Source organism: Pseudomonas sp. MF6776 (assembly GCF_016613125.1).
GTDB lineage: Bacteria > Pseudomonadota > Gammaproteobacteria > Pseudomonadales > Pseudomonadaceae > Aquipseudomonas > Aquipseudomonas iridis.
Genome location: NZ_JAENSQ010000022.1, coordinates 30958 through 46866, shown reverse-complemented (window position 1 = coordinate 46866; position 15909 = coordinate 30958). Strand labels below are relative to the sequence as shown.

Below are 15909 nucleotides of genomic sequence, written 5' to 3'. Positions count from 1 at the left end.
TTTAAGCCCTTGGCCGGCAGGTTGTGAGCCTTTTCCGGCAACCGGTCGCATTCAGGTTTTGCCGTTTTTTGTCATGTTGTAATGAACTGTTTTCCATTCAAGGCCGTTTCGTTTGATTGACTTGTCGAGTACCCCATCTTCCCCGTCCAACACTAATCCGCTAACGCTTTATCTGGCACGCCTGGCGCCTTCCAGCCAACTGACCATGCGCTACGTCTTGCAGGACGCCGCCGACCGTCTGGGTTTCGAGGACATGAATCTCGAAGACATTCCATGGCACGGCTTGCAACCTGAAGATGTCGTTGCACTGGTGGCGGCTTTGCGTGAGGACAACTACGCGCCCAATACGTCTTCGCTCTATGTAAATGCCGTACGCGGGGTGATGAACGAAGCTTGGCGCATGAGCCTGATCACTCAGGATCACCTGTTGAAAATGCGTTCGGTCAAAGGCATCGCCGGCACGCGGTTATCGCAGGGGCGCAATCTCAAACGCACGCTGATTCACGAATTGATGGAAGTCTGCGCCGCCGACCCACGCCCGCAGGGCTTGCGAGACGCCGCAGTGATTGCGCTGCTGTACGGCACCGGCATGCGCAAATCCGAGTCGGTGGATCTGGATTTGAATCAGGTCGATTTCACTGAGCGCAGCCTGACCGTCATCGGCAAAGGCAACAAACAACTGATCAAGTACGCTCCGGCGTGGGCGTTCGCAAAGCTCGATGCGTGGCTGGAACTGCGTCGCTCTCAGCTCAAGGAAGGTGAAAGCGATGACGGGTTTCTGTTCAATCGCATCCGTCGTGGCAGCCACATCACCCGCGAACGCATCACCAAACACGCGATCTATTACATCGCCCGCCAGCGCGGCACACAGGTCGGGGTGAAGATCATGCCCCACGATTTCCGGCGTTCGTTCATCACCCGTGTGATCGAAGAGCATGATCTGTCGATTGCGCAGAAGCTGGCGCATCACAGCAACATCCAGACCACCGCCAACTACGATGTGCGTGACGACAACGAGCGGCGGCGGGCGGTGGATCGCTTCGATCTCTGATCAGGAGGCGGGAGGGCAACCGCGCGACCCACTGGCGGCCTGAGTGATTTGCGCGGCAAGACGTTTGACGTTGTTTTGCTGCGCCGTCACCAGTTCGTCGATGCTTGGCCCGGACGGCGTTTGCAGGACGGAACGGCAGGTCAGCAGTGCGCTGTCAGCCGCGCCGAGTGGCCGCAAACGCCATTTGACGTCGATCAAACCGTACTGGCCGGGGATCGAATCGAAGCGCTGCACGTCGACGCGCACCGAGAGTTTCTGCTGGCCGCTGGCGCTGCTCAACTGGTCGACCAAGGCAGTGCGCAGTTCATCCGCGAGCGTCGCGCCCCACCATTCAGTCTCCAGTATCGCTAGGCCACTGTTGCCCTGACGGATGACGATTTGCGCGCGATCGACCTGCGGCGGCACGGTGATGCCTTCTATGGCGATCTCCGATCCGCTTCGGCCAGAACCCGGTTGTGCCGGCACCAGCGTGTGAAAGCTGATCGGATCGCTGCGACAAGCACCAAGCAGCATAAATGCGGCGAGCACGGTGATCTTCAACGGTAAAGCCATGGTTCAGCTCCTGTGCTCAATTGCGTGGCGGTCCTTTCAGGTCCATCGGCCCGGCGTTTTCGGGACGACCGCGAATCAACGATTCCGGATGACGACCCAGGTAGTCCGAGAACTCACGCAGGGAGCGCGACATGCGAGAGAGTTCATCGAGGGTCTCATTGATTTTTTCCCGCTGCGGTGAGTCATCGGCCAGCGTGGAGTTGGCGGACTGCAGGGTTTTGCTGACGTCGGCGAGGGTGCTCTGTACGCCTGGCAAGGTTTTCGCATTGAACTGGCTCAGGCCTTTGCGTAACTCGACCAGGTTGCCATCGAGGTTACTGGCGATCCGTTCCACCGGCAGTTTGTTGATTTTGTCGACCATCGCTTCGAGTTTTTCCTGCAACTGTTCGAGGCTGCCTGGCACGGTCGGTATGACCACGGGACGAGCCGATGGATCGAAGGCGACTTTTTCGGCTTTAGGGAAGAAGTCCAGCGCTACGTACAGTTGGCCCGTCAGCAGGTTGCCGCTGCGGGCCTGTGCGCGCAGGCCGTTGTCGATAAAGGTGCCCATCAGGCGTATACCGGCGGCTTCGTCGTTGGGGTCATGATTGAACGCCGTGAGCATTTTTTTGTAGGCTTGGCCGAGGCGCTGCGGGTAAATGACGATGCCAACGTTCAGCGGGAAGCTGCGTTTTTTCGCGTCGAAATCCAGATTGATTGCTACCACCCGGCCTATTTCCATGCCGAGGAACTCCACCGGTGCGCCAACCTTGAGGCCGCGCAGAGACTGGTCGAAGCGCAAGCTCAGGTATTGCGCCTTGCCATTGGGTGGGGCGAGGGCGGTCAACTGATCCTCGAACAGCTCGAAGTCTTTGTCATCGGTCGCTGCTACATCGTTGGGACTGTAATCCGGCGCACGGAAGGCGATGCCGCCGACCAGCATCGACGACAACGACTCGGTCTTGACCTGAAAACCGTTGGCGCCAACGCTGACGTCTATGCCGCTGGCGTTCCAGAACCGGGTGTTTTCGGTGACGAAGGCATCGTTGGGCGAATGAACGAAGATTTCGATGTCGACGCCTTTGCCGTCCTGGGCGAGGGTGTAGGCGACCACTTGGCCAACCGGGATCTTGCGGTAGTAAACCGGCGAACCGATGTCCAGCGAGCCGAGATCCTGGGTGTGCAACATGAAGCGCTTGCCCGGTTCGCCGTAGGTGATCGGCGGCGGGTTCTCCAGACCCTTGAACTGCTTGGCGCGGTTATTGGCTTGGCCAATGTCGGCGCCGATATAGTCGCCGGAGAGCAGGGTGTCGATACCGGACACGCCGCCAGCGCCAATGCGTGGGCGTACCACCCAGTACTGCGAGTCTTCGCGGGTAAAGCTTTCGGCCTGCTTGGCCAGTTTGATGGTGGCGTTGACGCTTTTCTGGTCATCGCTCAATTCGACATCGGTGACCCGGCCGATGACCACGTTGCGGTATTTGACTTCGGTCTTGTTTGCCACCAGACCGCTGCCGGTCTTGAAGTTGACGGTGATGGTCGGCCCTTCCTGCATCAGGTTGTGCACCACCAGCGAAATGCCCACCAGCACCGCGATAATCGGCACGACCCATACCAGCGACAGGCTGAAGCGTCGGGTTTTTATGGGCGCCTGGCCCGGTGCTGGCGGCTCGTTGGTGGCTGACGACTTCATCCGTGTCCTCCTCTGATAATTGGGCACTGAGCGTCAGGAACGCAAAAGCACTTCATCAATATAGAAGTGCTTGGCGATAGAGCAAATTACTGACGATGTTGACGGTGATCGTTCCCAAGCTCCTGCGTGGGAGCGATCAAATCAAGCAAGATCAAAAGATCGCAGCCTTCGGCAGCTCCTACATGGGATCGTGTGTTAGCCGAGCATCTCGCGCAGGCGATACCAGAACATGCCCAGTGCCAGCAACGGCGAACGCAGGGCCGGGCCGCCGGGGAAGGTCATGTGCGGCACGCCGCTGAACACGTCCATGCCCTGACTGTGGCCGGCATCAATCGCCTCGCCGAGCAGTTTTGCGCACCAGTGAGTCACGTTCAGGCCATGACCGGAGTAACCCTGGGCGTAGAACACGTTCGGGTGCTGTTTTAGGCGCCCGACCTGAGGAAAACGGTTGGCAGTGATGCCGATCTTGCCGCCCCACTGATAATCAATGCGCACGTCGGCCAGTTGCGGGAAGACCTTGAGCATCTTCGGGCGCATGTAGGCGGCGATGTCTGCTGGATCTCGCCCGGAGTAATGGCAGGCACCGCCGAACAACAAGCGCCGGTCCGCCGAGAGCCGGTAGTAATCGAGTCCGACCTTCTGATCACACAGGGCCAGATTGTGCGGGATCAGTTGCGCGGCGCGTGCTTCGGACAACGGCTCGGTGGCAATGATGTAGCTTCCGGCGGGCAACACTTTGCCGCTCAGCTGAGGTTCGAGTTCATCCAGGTGCGCGTTGCAACCGAGCACCAGGCTGCCGGCACGCACGGTGCCAGTGGCGCAACGCACCTGAGCCGTTGTGCCATGGATGATTTCCAGTACCGGGCTCTGCTCGAATATTTTCACGCCAAGCGACGCCGCCAGTCGCGCTTCACCTTGCACCAGATCCAGTGGATGCAGGTGACCAGAGCCCATGTCGATCAGACCGCCCGCGTAACCCTCGGCATTCACCACTTGCTGGCGAATCTGCTCGGGCCCGACCAGTCGGGTTTCATGGGCGTAGCCGAGTTCGGCGAGGCTGACTTGTTCTTCCTTGAACGCGGCGAATTGCGCCGGCGTATTCGCCAGCTCGCAGAAGCCCCAACGCATATCGCATTCGATGCCGTTGTCTGTAATGCGCTGGCGCACCAGGTCCACCGAATCGATCCCGGCGCGCTGCAAATAGCGCACGCCTTCCTGACCCACGTACTTGGCGAAACCTTCGACCTCGTGGCCAATCCCGCGGATCAATTGGCCGCCATTGCGGCCGCTGGCGCCCCAGCCAATCCGCCGCGCCTCGATCAACACCACCGACAGCCCGCGCTGAGCCAGCTCGATGGCGGTGTTGACCCCGGTGAACCCGCCGCCGATCACGCAGACATCGACGCTCAGATCGCCGTCCAGGACAGGGTAGGGAGTGGTCGCCCGAGCCGAGGCTGCGTAGTAGGAGCGGGCGTGTTCTTGGGTGTACTGATTCATTTGTTCGACTTCACTTTGCTCCAGGACCGGGTCATCAAACGCATGATTGCCTGGGGCGGGGTAGAGGAGATGTAGAGCTTGTCGAGCACCGCTTGAGACGGATAAACCTCAGGGTTGTTGACCAGCTCCTGATCCATGTACTGCTTGGCGGCCGGGTTCGGGTTGGCATAACCGACCGAACCGCTGACCTTGGCGATCACCTGCGGATCGAGCAGGTAATTAATGAACGCGTGGGCTTCTTTGGTATTGCCGGCGTCGGCCGGAATCGCCAAAAGGTCGAACCACAGGTTGGCGCCTTCTTTCGGGATCGCGTAGGCGATGTTCACGCCGTTCTTGGCTTCCTTGGCGCGATTGGCCGCCTGGAACACGTCGCCGGAATAACCGAAGGCCACGCAGATGTCGCCGTTGGCCAGGTCCGACACGTACTTGGACGAGTGAAAGTAGGTGATGTACGGGCGGATGCTCAGCAGTTTGGCTTCGGCTTTCTTATAGTCTTCCGGATTCTCGCTGCGTGGGTCCAGGCCCATGTAGTTGAGGATGGCCGGATAGACTTCGTCAGCAGAGTCCATCATCGACACGCCGCACTGGCTGAGTTTCTGCAGGTTCTCCGGTTCAAACAGCACGGCCCACGAATCGATGTGATCGATGCCCAGCACTTGTTTGACCTTGTCGACGTTGTAGCCGATGCCGTTGGTGCCCCACAGGTACGGCACGGAATGTTCGTTGCCCGGGTCGTTTTTCTCCAGCAGTTCGAGCAGTTTCGGGTCGAGGTTTTTCCAGTTGGGCAGTTGCGCGCGGTCCAGTTTGAGGAACGCCCCGGCTTTTACCTGACGGGCGAGAAAGTGGTTGGACGGCACCACCACGTCATAGCCGGTGCGGCCGGCGAGGAGTTTGCCTTCGAGGGTTTCGTTGGAGTCGAAAACGTCGTAGATCACCTTGATGCCGGTTTGGCTCTGGAAGTCGGCGAGGGTGGTTTCACCGATGTAGTCGGTCCAGTTGTAGACGCTGACCTGTGCCTGGGCATGGGCTACGGCGCTGAACAGAACGCTCAGGCTGAGCGGGATCAGGGATTTCAATAGACGCATATCGACACCTCTTCTTGGATTTGTTGGATTATTCAGGCGTTCAACTTTTCCTGTGGGAGCGAGCCTGCTCGCGAATGCGTGAGAACAGGCACTATCAACGTCGCCTGACACACCGCTTTCGCGAGCAGGCTCGCTCCCACAAGGAATTTTCGTAGGTATCAGACGCTCATCATCAGGAACTCACGCTCCCACGAGCTGATCACGCGCTTGAAGTTTTCATGCTCGGCACGTTTCACCGCGACATAGCCACGGACGAACTTGCTGCCCAGGTACTCGGCGACGGTGGCGCACTCTTCCATTTGCGTCAGCGCTTCTTCGATGGTGATCGGCAGGCGCAGGTTGCGGCGCTCGTAAGCGCGACCTTCGACGCCCGCGCTCGGCTCGATCTTCTCGACCATGCCGAGGTAACCGCAGAGCAGACTCGCGGCAATCGCCAGATACGGGTTCGCGTCGGCGCCCGGCAAGCGGTTTTCCACACGCATCGCCTCAGGGCTGGACGTCGGCACACGCAAGCCGACGGTGCGGTTTTCTTCGCCCCATTCGACGTTCACCGGCGCCGAGGTGTCCGGCAGGAAGCGGCGGAACGAGTTCACGTTGGGCGCAAACATCGGCAGGACTTTCGGGATGTACTTCTGCAAACCGCCGATGTAGTGCAGGAACAGCTCGCTCATCTGCCCGTCAGCGGTGGCGAAGACGGGTTTGCCGGTGGCGATGTCCACCACGCTCTGGTGAATGTGCATGGCGCTACCCGGCTCGTCGCCAACCGGCTTGGCCATGAACGTCGCCGCGACGTTGTGCTTGAGCGCTGCCTCACGCATGGTGCGTTTGAACACGGTGATCTGGTCGGCCAGATCCAGTGCGTCGCCATGACGGAAGTTGATTTCCATCTGCGCCGGGCCGTCTTCGTGGATCAGTGTGTCGAGGTCCAGACCTTGCAGTTCGCACCAGTCGTAAACGTCTTCGAACAGCGGATCGAATTCGTTGGCGGCATCGATGGAAAATGACTGACGACCACTTTCAGCACGGCCCGAGCGGCCCAGTGGTGCCTTGAGCGGCAGGTCCGGGTCTTCGCAGCGCTGAGTCAGGTAGAACTCCATTTCCGGCGCGACAATCGGCTTCCAGCCTTTATCGGTGTACAGCTGCAAGACTTTCTTCAACACGTTGCGTGGCGACAGCTCGATCGGGTTGCCGAATTTATCGAAGGTGTCGTGGATGACGATGGCGGTCGGCTCGATCGCCCAAGGAATCACATAGACCGCATCCGCCACAGGCTTGCAGACCATGTCGATGTCGGCCGGGTCGAGCAGGTCGTAGTAGATGTCGTCGTCGACAAAGTCCCCGGTTACCGTTTGCAGCAGCACACTTTCCGGCAGGCGCATGCCTCGCTCATGCAGGAACTTGTTGGTCGGTGCGATTTTGCCGCGGGCAATGCCGGTCAGGTCGCTGACCACACATTCAACTTCGGTAATCTTGTGATCTTTCAGCCAAGTGAACAGCTGATCGAAAGGGGCATTCATAAAGACCTCGTTATTGGTTTTATTGACGCCGGGGAGGGCGGGTTTCATCTTCCGCCCCTTCCCCTGTAGCGCGTTGACGACTATCTTGGGCGAGCCTTGCAGTTCCATCTATCCACTTTAAACACACCAAAGCGCACCAAAAGAGTGCGCAAGGTCACCCCATGACAACGTGCAATTCGCTCCAGGTTCAAGCGTTCAATACCGCCGATGTGGCCGAGCAAGTCCGCGCCACGCCGGGCTGGGTTCAGCATTACCAACAGATGTCGCCAGGCCATTTCGCCGGACAGATTCGCTATCTGGATCTGCAGGGTGTCGAGGTCTACGAAGAGCAGATGAACACCCGGGTCGAGCAAAATTTCAGCGCGCCATCGGGTGCTTTGGCGTTCTGTTTTGATCGCAGTGACAACGCGCTGTACCTGCTCAATGAAGAGAGCCGCAACATCTGGATCACCCCGGAGAACTACCAGGAAATTGCCGTGGTGTTCGGCCCCGAATTCGTCCGTCAGCACGGTCTGGATGTGGCCAAACTTGAAGGCCTGTTCATGGCGCCGCTCAATGGCGGGCAGAACGCCTTGTTCAGTCGCTGGTTAAGCTCGACTCTCACGAAGTTGACGCAACCCATTGATCTGGTTGAAAAAGAGGCGCTGACTCAACAGTTGCTTGAGGACTGTCTGTTCATCCTCGATAACGCGCGGGTGCATCTGGAGCGCGGCGGTTTGCAGCGCCGCACCGAGGAGCGAATGATCATGAAGCGCATCGGCGAATGGGCGGCGGATTCACCCGAAGAGACGCTGAATCTGCTGGAGCTTTCGCACGTGGCGGGTGTTCCGCTGCGGCAGTTGCAGCAAGCCTTCAAGCACTTCACCGGGATGACGCCAAGCCATTGGTTGCGACTGCGCCGGTTGAACAGTGCGCACCGCGAGTTGCTCAAGCGCAGGCCGACGGAAACCACGGTTGCCGAGGTCGCGATGCATTGGTCGTTTTGGCACTTGGGGCGGTTTTCCAGCAGCTACCGAGCGTTGTTCAAAGAGCTGCCGAGCGAGACCCTCAAGCGCTCACACATGGCCTGACCCGTAAAAAGACCTTTGTCTCATCCGCGAAGTTAATTAGAATCAGTCTCATTTGAATCTAACTTCGCGCAGGGTCTCTTGAGATGATTGAAGCAGCGGCGCCCTCGGAGCAGAACCTGCACGACCTGTATCGGGATCACCGCGGCTGGCTGGAAACCTGGCTGCGTCGACGCATGGGCAACGCCTGGGATGCGGCAGATCTGAGTCAGGACACCTTCATGCGCGTGCTGTCCAGTGCGCAACCCCTGGCCGATATTCAGGAACCGCGAGCCTATCTGCTGACCGTGGGCAAACGCCTGTTAAGCAATTTCTACACCCGCCGCCAACTCGAAAAAGCCTATCTACAAGCACTGGCGCAATTGCCGGAGGAGAGCGTGCCTTCGCCAGAGCAGCGCTGGCTGCTGCTGGAAACCCTGCAAGCGCTGGACGAGTTGCTCGATGGTTTGCCGCGGCCGGTGCGCCGGGCATTTTTGTGGAGTCAGCTCGAAGGGCTGGGTTATCGCGAGATTGCCGAGCGCTTGCAGGTTTCCCAGCGCACGGTCAAACGCTACATGGCGCAGGCATACGAGCATTGTTTGCTGGTGGATTTGTGATGCGTGTTGCCCCCAGCGACGAAACGCGTGAAGTGGCCCGCGCTGCTGCGCAATGGCTGGCGTTGCTGGAGTCGGGCGAGGCCACGGATGATGATCACACGCGCCTGCAACACTGGCGCAGCAGCGATCACCGCCATGAAAATGCCTGGCAGAAGATTCAGCTGTTGCGCCGACGCTTTAGCGGCCTGCCTTCGGCATTGGCCATGGCCACCCTGGATCGCCCGGATCCGGCACGTCGTGCAGCGCTGAAACGCGCGCTCGGTCTGGCGGCGCTGGTGCCGGCGGCGTGGCTGATCAGTCGGCAATTGCCGCTGGACGTCTGGCGGGCCGATCTGCACACCGGCACTGGTGAACACAGTCAATTACAGCTGGCGGATGGCAGCTCGTTGCAGTTGAACACGGACAGCGCGGTCAACATCGATCTGGTTGCCCGTCAATTGACGCTGGTGCGCGGCGAGATGGCGCTCAAGGTTCCCGGCGACTCAGCCTTGATGATCAACGCACCTTACGGGCGGATCAGCGTCAGTCGCAGCGAAGTCTGCCTGCGCCTCGGCGAACGTGAATGCCGCGTTTCGGTGGTCAGTGGTGCGGTGCAGTTGCAGCCGCTGCAAGGGCCGGCGCTGATGTTGAGTCAGGGCCAGCAGGTCAGTCTGCAAGCGTCCGGCGCCGGGCGTGTCGCAGCGTTCGATGCCTTGATGCCGGGCTGGCGTGAAGGTGTGTTGATGGCGCAGAACCAACCACTGGGGGATTTCCTGCGGGAGTTGAGCCGCTATCGATCCGGGATATTGCGCTGGGATCCGGCACTGGAGTCCTTGCGCATCACCGGCAGTTTCCGCCTCGACAACACTGATCAAGTCCTTTCATTACTGGCGGCGAGTCTGCCAATCGACGTCCATACGCGCACCCGTTTCTGGGTTTCTCTCGTCCCGCGGAAAAACTTTAGCTGAAGGCTGTCCCTTTTTTTCGCCTCGCTGGTCATTTCAGGCAAGTGAACAAAATCGAGAGCTTTTTCCAATGCCCGCAGTATTCCCAAGTCGTTTGCGTCCGTTGTTGCAATTGAGTCTGCTGCTGAGCCTGAGTGCCAGCCCCTTGTTGATGTCGACCAGTTGGGCCGATGGCGCAGAGCGCCGCAGCTATCAGGTACCGGCCGGTAATCTGAGCACGGCGTTGACGCGCTTTGCCGGTTTGGCCGGGGTCAATCTGTCGGTAGACCCGGCACTGGTCAGCGGGCGTAACAGCGCAGGGCTGTCCGGCGAATACGGGGTGGAGGAGGGCTTCACTCGCTTGTTGCTGGGCAGTGGTTTGCAGTTGCAGCCAGTGGGCGGCAATGCCTACATCCTGGTTCCGGCGGCGGACGGCAGCAGTCTGGAACTGGCGCCGACCTCGATTCTCGGCGCCACCGGCTCGTCGGATGCCGACGTGTTTGCCGGCGGCCAGGTCGCACGGCGTGGTTCGCAAGGGCTGTTGGGGTCCAAGGACTTCATGGAAACTCCGTTCAGCATGACCACTTACACCAGCGAAGCGGTCAAGAACCAGCAGGCCCGGACCCTGGGGGATCTGATCGCCAGTGATCCTTCGGTGCGCGCGACCAACCCGGCAGGGGGGCGTTACGAGCAATTCACCATCCGCGGCTTCAGTCTGTTCAACAGTGACGTTGCCTATAACGGGCTCTACGGCGTATTGCCAACGTACACGATCGACATGGAAATGGCCGATCGCGTCGACATCATCAAAGGCCCGAGCCAACTGATTAACGGCATTTCGCCCCGGGGCAGTGTGGGCGGCGGGATTAACGTGGTGCCCAAGCATGCTACCGACAAGCCAATTACTTCGTTGACGACCAGTTACGCCTCCAACAATCAGCTTGGGGGAGCAGTGGACGTCGGTCGACGTTTCGGCGAGGACAACCAATTCGGCCTGCGCTTCAACGGCGTCAAACAGTCTGGCGACACTGAATGGGATCACCAGCGTATTGATCGCGATATGGCGGTACTTGGCCTGGACTTTCGTGGCGATCGTCTGCGCCTGTCGACCGACATCGGTCATACCGAGCGCGATACTGACGCCCCGCAAGAACGTGTTCAGGTGGCGGCCAACGCGAAGGTTCCAAACGCCAACGACGTGCGAAACAACTACGCGCAGCCCTGGAGCCAGGCGCGAACCAAGGACACCTTTGGCACCGTCAACGGTGAGTTCGATGTCAGCGATTCGGTGATGGTGTACGGCGGTCTCGGCGCGCGTAAAAGCAACCATGACTTCCTGCGCCATGCCGTTTCCGTCACCAACGACGCTGGCGATTTCAGCGTGCAGCCACGGGATTTCACCCGCGACGAGAACGTTCGTACGGCCACGGCTGGCGTGCGTAACTGGTTCCATACCGGCCCGGTCAGCCATGAGATCAACCTGGCCGCCAGCTATTTCTACATGGACTTCGAAAACGGCGGCGCCCGCTATGCGGCAGGACGCAGCAACCTTTACGACCCGGTGACAACTGCCAAACCCGGTGCACCGACGCGTCAAGATGCCAAGGTCTATACCGAAAACCGCTTCAGCGGCGTGGCGTTGTCCGACACGCTGGGTTTCTTTGATGATCGCCTGTTGCTGACCCTCGGCGCGCGCTGGCAGCGGGTCAAGGTCGACGACTGGAGCGACGATGTGAAGGGCGACACCGCTTACGACGAGGAAAAGATTTCGCCTTCGGGGGGCATTCTGTTCAAGGCGACCGACAAGTTGTCGCTGTACGCCAATTACATGGAAGGCCTTAGTCAGGGCAAGATCGCGCCTTCGACCTCGGTGAACGAGGATGAAATCTTCCCGCCGTTCATCAGCCGCCAGGTCGAGGTCGGCGCCAAATACGACGCCGGCGCTTACGCCTTGACCGCTGCGGTGTTCCGGATCAAACAGCCAGCCTACGAAACCAACGCCACGACGCGGGTGTTCGGCCCGAACGGCAAACGGCAGAACAATGGGGTGGAGCTGAGTATGTTCGGTGAGCCGCTGAAAGGTTTCCGGCTGCTCGGCGGTGTGATGTATATCGACAGCGAATTGACCCACACCACCAACGGCACTTTCGATGGCAACCGCGCGCCGGCCACGCCGAAATACAACGTCAACCTGGGTGCCGAATGGGACGTGCCGACTGTGCAAGGGTTGACGCTGACCGGGCGCGGAATCTATTCCAGCTCGCAGTATCTGGATCAGTCCAACGAGAAGGAAATCGACTCCTGGGAGCGCTTCGACGTAGGCACGCGTTACGCGTTCAAAGTCGATGACAAAAACATTACCCTGCGTGCCAACATCGAGAACGTGATGGATAAACGCTATTGGAGTTCGGCGGGCGCTTCGGATGACAGCGAGCCGGGTTTGACGCTGTCGACGCCGCGGACTTATCTGTTGTCAGCGACAGTCGATTTTTGACGGTGAGGTGGGAAGGGCGGCGGTATCATTTTGTTGATAACGTCGCCAAACATCTTTAAGTGCTGTCGATGTGACGTTAACTGCACTCAGCGTGCACTCAAAGTTGACGGGCGGGCGGTTTAGAACTATTTCAAGGGCAGATCCGCCTCACACGTCGCGAAGAACAAATGCCGCTGGCAATGGTGGAACTCCTTCGCGCAATGCTTCCCACAAATGCAAGGAGGCGCTGGTGTGATAACGCTTTCGGGAACGAATCAGGTATGCAGAGCGATGCAAGCCGGGTGCAGAAATCGGGCGAGCCCCATCAAGCATGTTCAAGCTGAGCGCCGCCATGGTGTTCATGACAGCGGTCACATTGTTGTAGCGCGTAGCCTCTGCCAAATCAGACAAAACATCTGACTCAAGATAAACGCACGGCTTAAGTCGGGCCTTGGCAAAGGCTGCGTCTAGTTGCCGTCGCATCATGTACTCGCTGGGCAGCAACGCTAATTTAACTTGGGCAAGCGTTACCAAATCGATGCTTTCTCCGTTGTGCGGCGCGTTGCTAATCGCCACAAACTGCTCCTGGAAGCACTTCGTAATCTCCAGGTCCGCGGAAGGTTCAGGATCAAATGTCACCGCCAGTTCGAAATCTCCGCGCAGGACACCATCGGTCAATGCCTGCGCGCTACGCCGGCGTAGAGATACGGACAACGCAGGCCATTGCTCCTGCGCCCGGCGGACAACCGGTAAAACCCAACATTCGCCATAGGATTGTACGAGCCCTATGCGCACCAGCCCGTCAACCTCTTGCGAGCGATCGCTGATGCTGCGCAATGCCGCCTGGAGATCGCCAAGGCAAGCTGAAATCTGCAGATGAAGTTGATTGGCCGGTTGTGTCGGTCTGGCGCGCCCCCCACTGCGATCAAATAGCTTGAGTCCGAGCGTCATCTCCAGAGCGGCAATTTGTTCAGACAAGGCAGGTTGCGAAATCGAACATGATTTCGCGGCTTCGTTAAAGCTGCTGCATTCCATCGCTGCGCTGAAATAGCGCAATTGGCGCAACGAAATGACTTCAAGAGGGTCGCGATTTTTAATAGGTTTTTCCGATGTTTTTTAAAGAAAAAAGTGAATTTACCTTGGCAAATCCTATTGGGGATACTGGTGACCGTCAAATGTGGTGGTAGCCAGCTTTTCCACCGCAGTCTTTTTTCTCCTCTCCTGGCCAAACAGGTCTGCCATGCCACATATCAAAATTGAAGCAAGCGCTGGGATTATCGATGTCATCGACTGGGCAAATATCCTGAACAAGCTGCACACCGGGCTGGCCAATGAAGGCTGGGCCAGGCTGTCAGATCTTAAATCCCGCATCCACCCCTGTACCGCGGCTGTTTCAGCTGATGATCCGAGCGCCCAACAAGTTATCGCGACGTTGGTTCTGACTAATCCAAGGCCTGCCGAAATGCAGCGAGCGATGATCCAGATGGTTCTGGAGCACCTAGGAAAAGCCATTGATGCCACCCACCCGGATCAGTGGGTTCAATGCTGCGTTTTTCTGCAGCCGGTTCCCAAACACGATTACATCAAGCAACAGTGGAACCCTCCGAGTTCAGCGTAACCGAGCAATACCACAACGATTTGTCAGTCACATTTTCCTTACAACAAGAAGCAGACAAAATGAAAAACTCTATTTTCCGCATTGCACTCTTGCTCGCAGGCAGCCCTCTTTTATTGGCGGCTTCACCCACTCAAGCCCAGGATGTCGTCCGTCTCGGCAATCTCAAACTGGCACATTTCGGGGCCGTCTCGTACATGAAGGACCATTGCAGCAAATACGGTTTGAAGGTTGAAGAGCGGGTTTTTTCTAAAGGTACTGACATGCTTCCGGCGATCATCTCGGGTGACCTCGATATCGCCGCTTTTGGCTCGGAGGCAGCCATTTCCGGGCGCTCTAACGGTGTGCCAATCTTTGCTCTGGCTGGTTTCTCGACCGGAGGCGCGCGCATCATCGCCGGAGCCGACAGTGGCATAAAAAGTATGAAAGACCTTAAAGGCAAGCGTGTCGCTGTAACTCGCGGTACTGCGCTGGAGCTAATGCTCTATGGAGAGCTTGAGCTTGCAGGCCTGACCTGGTCTGACAAACCGGGCAAGGATGTGCAGATAGTTTTCCTCGCTTTTGCCGATCTCAACAATGCCTTGGTCACCAAGCAAATAGACGCTATGAATCAAGCCGAGCCGCAGGCAACACAAGCACTCAGCAAGAACATCGGAATCGAAATCACCAAGCCCTACAACACAGCCATGGGCAGCCCTTCTCGCCTGCTCGTCATGACCGAAAAAATGTACAAGGAAGCCCCCGACGTTGCGCAGCGTGTTGTCACCTGTTTTGTAGAGTCGACCTTACTATTCAACAAAGATATGGCTTTGGCCGACAAATACGTGCGCGAGCAGATGTTCAAAGGACAACTCAGTCCACAGGACTTCAAGGACGCCATGGAAAATGCGCAATACACGTACGACGTTACCCTCGAGCATATCGACATCACCACCGGTTACATGGCCAAGTATGGTGCGGGGAAGATGAGCAAGCCACCGAAGGCGGCCGAGTGGGTCAAGCTTGACTTGCTGCAAAAGGCTAAGGCCGATCTGAAGGTGACGCAATGATGTACAAACTCAAGAGCTTTGCCGAGGGGCTGCTGGTCCCGGTGGTGATATTGATTCTCTGGGAAGCTGGTTCGCGTTTCGGGTTGTTCTCGGCGGTTCTTCTGCCTTCTCCCACTGCAGTCGCAATCAAGTGGTGGGCCTATCTGCTGCCGCTGCAATCGCAGGAACCCAACCAGAGCTATCTCGCCTGGCTATTCTCCGGCGAACTACTGCATGACGCTTACTCCAGCCTCTACCGCGTGATCGTCGGTTTCATCATCGGTGCCGCGCTGGCGTTGCCCGTCGGCCTTCTAATGGGGGCCAGCAACCGCATCTACCAGCTGCTTAATCCGCTGATGCAGATACTGCGGCCGATTCCACCCATTGCTTATATTCCGCTGGCTATCCTCTGGTTCGGGCTGGGCAATCCACCGTCCTTCTTCCTGATTGCCATTGGTGCTTTTTTCCCCGTATTGATGAATACCATTGCCGGTGTCCGTCAGGTCGATGGAATCTACCTGCGCGCTGCACGTAATCTGGGGGTTAATCAGTGGACGATGTTTAGCCGCATCATCCTGCCAGCCGCGACACCCTACATCCTGGCGGGTGTGCGCATCGGTATCGGCACCGCGTTTATCGTCGTGATCGTTTCCGAAATGATTGCGGTCAACGACGGCCTGGGCTTCAGGATTCTTGAGGCTCGGGAGTTCATGTGGTCGGACAAAATCATCGCAGGCATGATCACCATCGGCATGCTCGGACTCCTTATCGATACCGCTGTCAGTCGACTAAATAACCATTTGCTGCGCTGGCATCGCGGCCTGGAGCAATAG

Annotated in this window: 14 protein-coding genes; 8 read left to right on the top strand and 6 right to left on the bottom strand. The window is 58.3% G+C overall.

The window, feature by feature from the left end; all coding sequences use genetic code 11:
- The first annotated feature begins 205 nt into the window (after positions 1–205).
- A complete protein-coding gene (locus JJD74_RS21955; protein WP_234451832.1) occupies positions 206–1051 on the top strand; it encodes a site-specific integrase in 846 nt (281 codons plus the stop codon).
- Here the strand turns inward: JJD74_RS21955 and JJD74_RS21950 are convergent, their stop codons facing one another.
- The 5 genes from JJD74_RS21950 to JJD74_RS21930 all read right to left on the bottom strand — a co-directional run bounded on the left by JJD74_RS21950 (position 1052) and on the right by JJD74_RS21930 (position 7374).
- Complete coding sequence (locus tag JJD74_RS21950) at positions 1052–1603, bottom strand: PqiC family protein (protein ID WP_200616805.1); 552 nt, start codon at positions 1601–1603, stop codon at positions 1052–1054.
- 16 nt (positions 1604–1619) lie between these two features.
- Positions 1620–3275, bottom strand: a complete 1656-nt coding sequence (locus JJD74_RS21945) for a PqiB family protein (protein ID WP_200616804.1) — start codon at positions 3273–3275, stop codon at positions 1620–1622.
- A 195-nt stretch (positions 3276–3470) separates the two neighbouring features.
- Complete coding sequence (locus JJD74_RS21940; RefSeq protein WP_200616803.1) at positions 3471–4772, bottom strand: NAD(P)/FAD-dependent oxidoreductase; 1302 nt, start codon at positions 4770–4772, stop codon at positions 3471–3473.
- Positions 4769–5857, bottom strand: coding sequence for a polyamine ABC transporter substrate-binding protein (locus JJD74_RS21935; RefSeq protein WP_200616802.1), 1089 nt, complete (start codon positions 5855–5857; stop codon positions 4769–4771). Before JJD74_RS21935 ends, JJD74_RS21940 begins: the two co-directional genes overlap by 4 nt.
- 158 nt (positions 5858–6015) lie before the next feature.
- Positions 6016–7374 (bottom strand): glutamine synthetase family protein, encoded by a 1359-nt coding sequence (locus JJD74_RS21930; protein ID WP_115148083.1) that lies wholly within the window; start codon positions 7372–7374, stop codon positions 6016–6018.
- Between the two features lie 161 nt (positions 7375–7535).
- Here JJD74_RS21930 and JJD74_RS21925 point away from each other — a divergent pair, with 161 nt between their 5' ends.
- From JJD74_RS21925 to JJD74_RS21910, 4 genes are all read left to right on the top strand, one after another.
- Positions 7536–8444, top strand: coding sequence for a helix-turn-helix domain-containing protein (locus JJD74_RS21925; RefSeq protein ID WP_200616801.1), 909 nt, complete (start codon positions 7536–7538; stop codon positions 8442–8444).
- An 83-nt stretch (positions 8445–8527) separates the two neighbouring features.
- Positions 8528–9037, top strand: a complete 510-nt coding sequence (locus JJD74_RS21920) for a sigma-70 family RNA polymerase sigma factor (RefSeq protein ID WP_200616800.1) — start codon at positions 8528–8530, stop codon at positions 9035–9037.
- Positions 9037–9984: a FecR domain-containing protein gene (locus JJD74_RS21915; RefSeq protein ID WP_200616799.1), complete on the top strand. Its 948-nt coding sequence runs from the start codon at positions 9037–9039 to the stop codon at positions 9982–9984. Before JJD74_RS21920 ends, JJD74_RS21915 begins: the two co-directional genes overlap by 1 nt.
- Positions 9985–10051: 67 nt before the next feature.
- Positions 10052–12454, top strand: coding sequence for a TonB-dependent receptor (locus tag JJD74_RS21910; RefSeq protein ID WP_200616798.1), 2403 nt, complete (start codon positions 10052–10054; stop codon positions 12452–12454).
- Positions 12455–12601: 147 nt separating this feature from the next.
- Here the strand turns inward: JJD74_RS21910 and JJD74_RS21905 are convergent, their stop codons facing one another.
- Entirely contained in the window at positions 12602–13498 is an 897-nt protein-coding gene (locus JJD74_RS21905) for a LysR family transcriptional regulator (RefSeq protein WP_200616797.1), read from the bottom strand.
- A gap of 175 nt (positions 13499–13673) precedes the next feature.
- Here JJD74_RS21905 and JJD74_RS21900 point away from each other — a divergent pair, with 175 nt between their 5' ends.
- The 3 genes from JJD74_RS21900 to JJD74_RS21890 are packed head-to-tail and all read left to right on the top strand — an operon-like array spanning position 13674 to position 15909.
- A complete protein-coding gene (locus JJD74_RS21900; RefSeq protein WP_200616796.1) occupies positions 13674–14051 on the top strand; it encodes a hypothetical protein in 378 nt (125 codons plus the stop codon).
- Entirely contained in the window at positions 13976–15097 is a 1122-nt protein-coding gene (locus tag JJD74_RS21895) for an ABC transporter substrate-binding protein (RefSeq protein WP_200616795.1), read from the top strand. Before JJD74_RS21900 ends, JJD74_RS21895 begins: the two co-directional genes overlap by 76 nt.
- Positions 15094–15909, top strand: a complete 816-nt coding sequence (locus JJD74_RS21890; protein ID WP_042559157.1) for an ABC transporter permease — start codon at positions 15094–15096, stop codon at positions 15907–15909. Before JJD74_RS21895 ends, JJD74_RS21890 begins: the two co-directional genes overlap by 4 nt.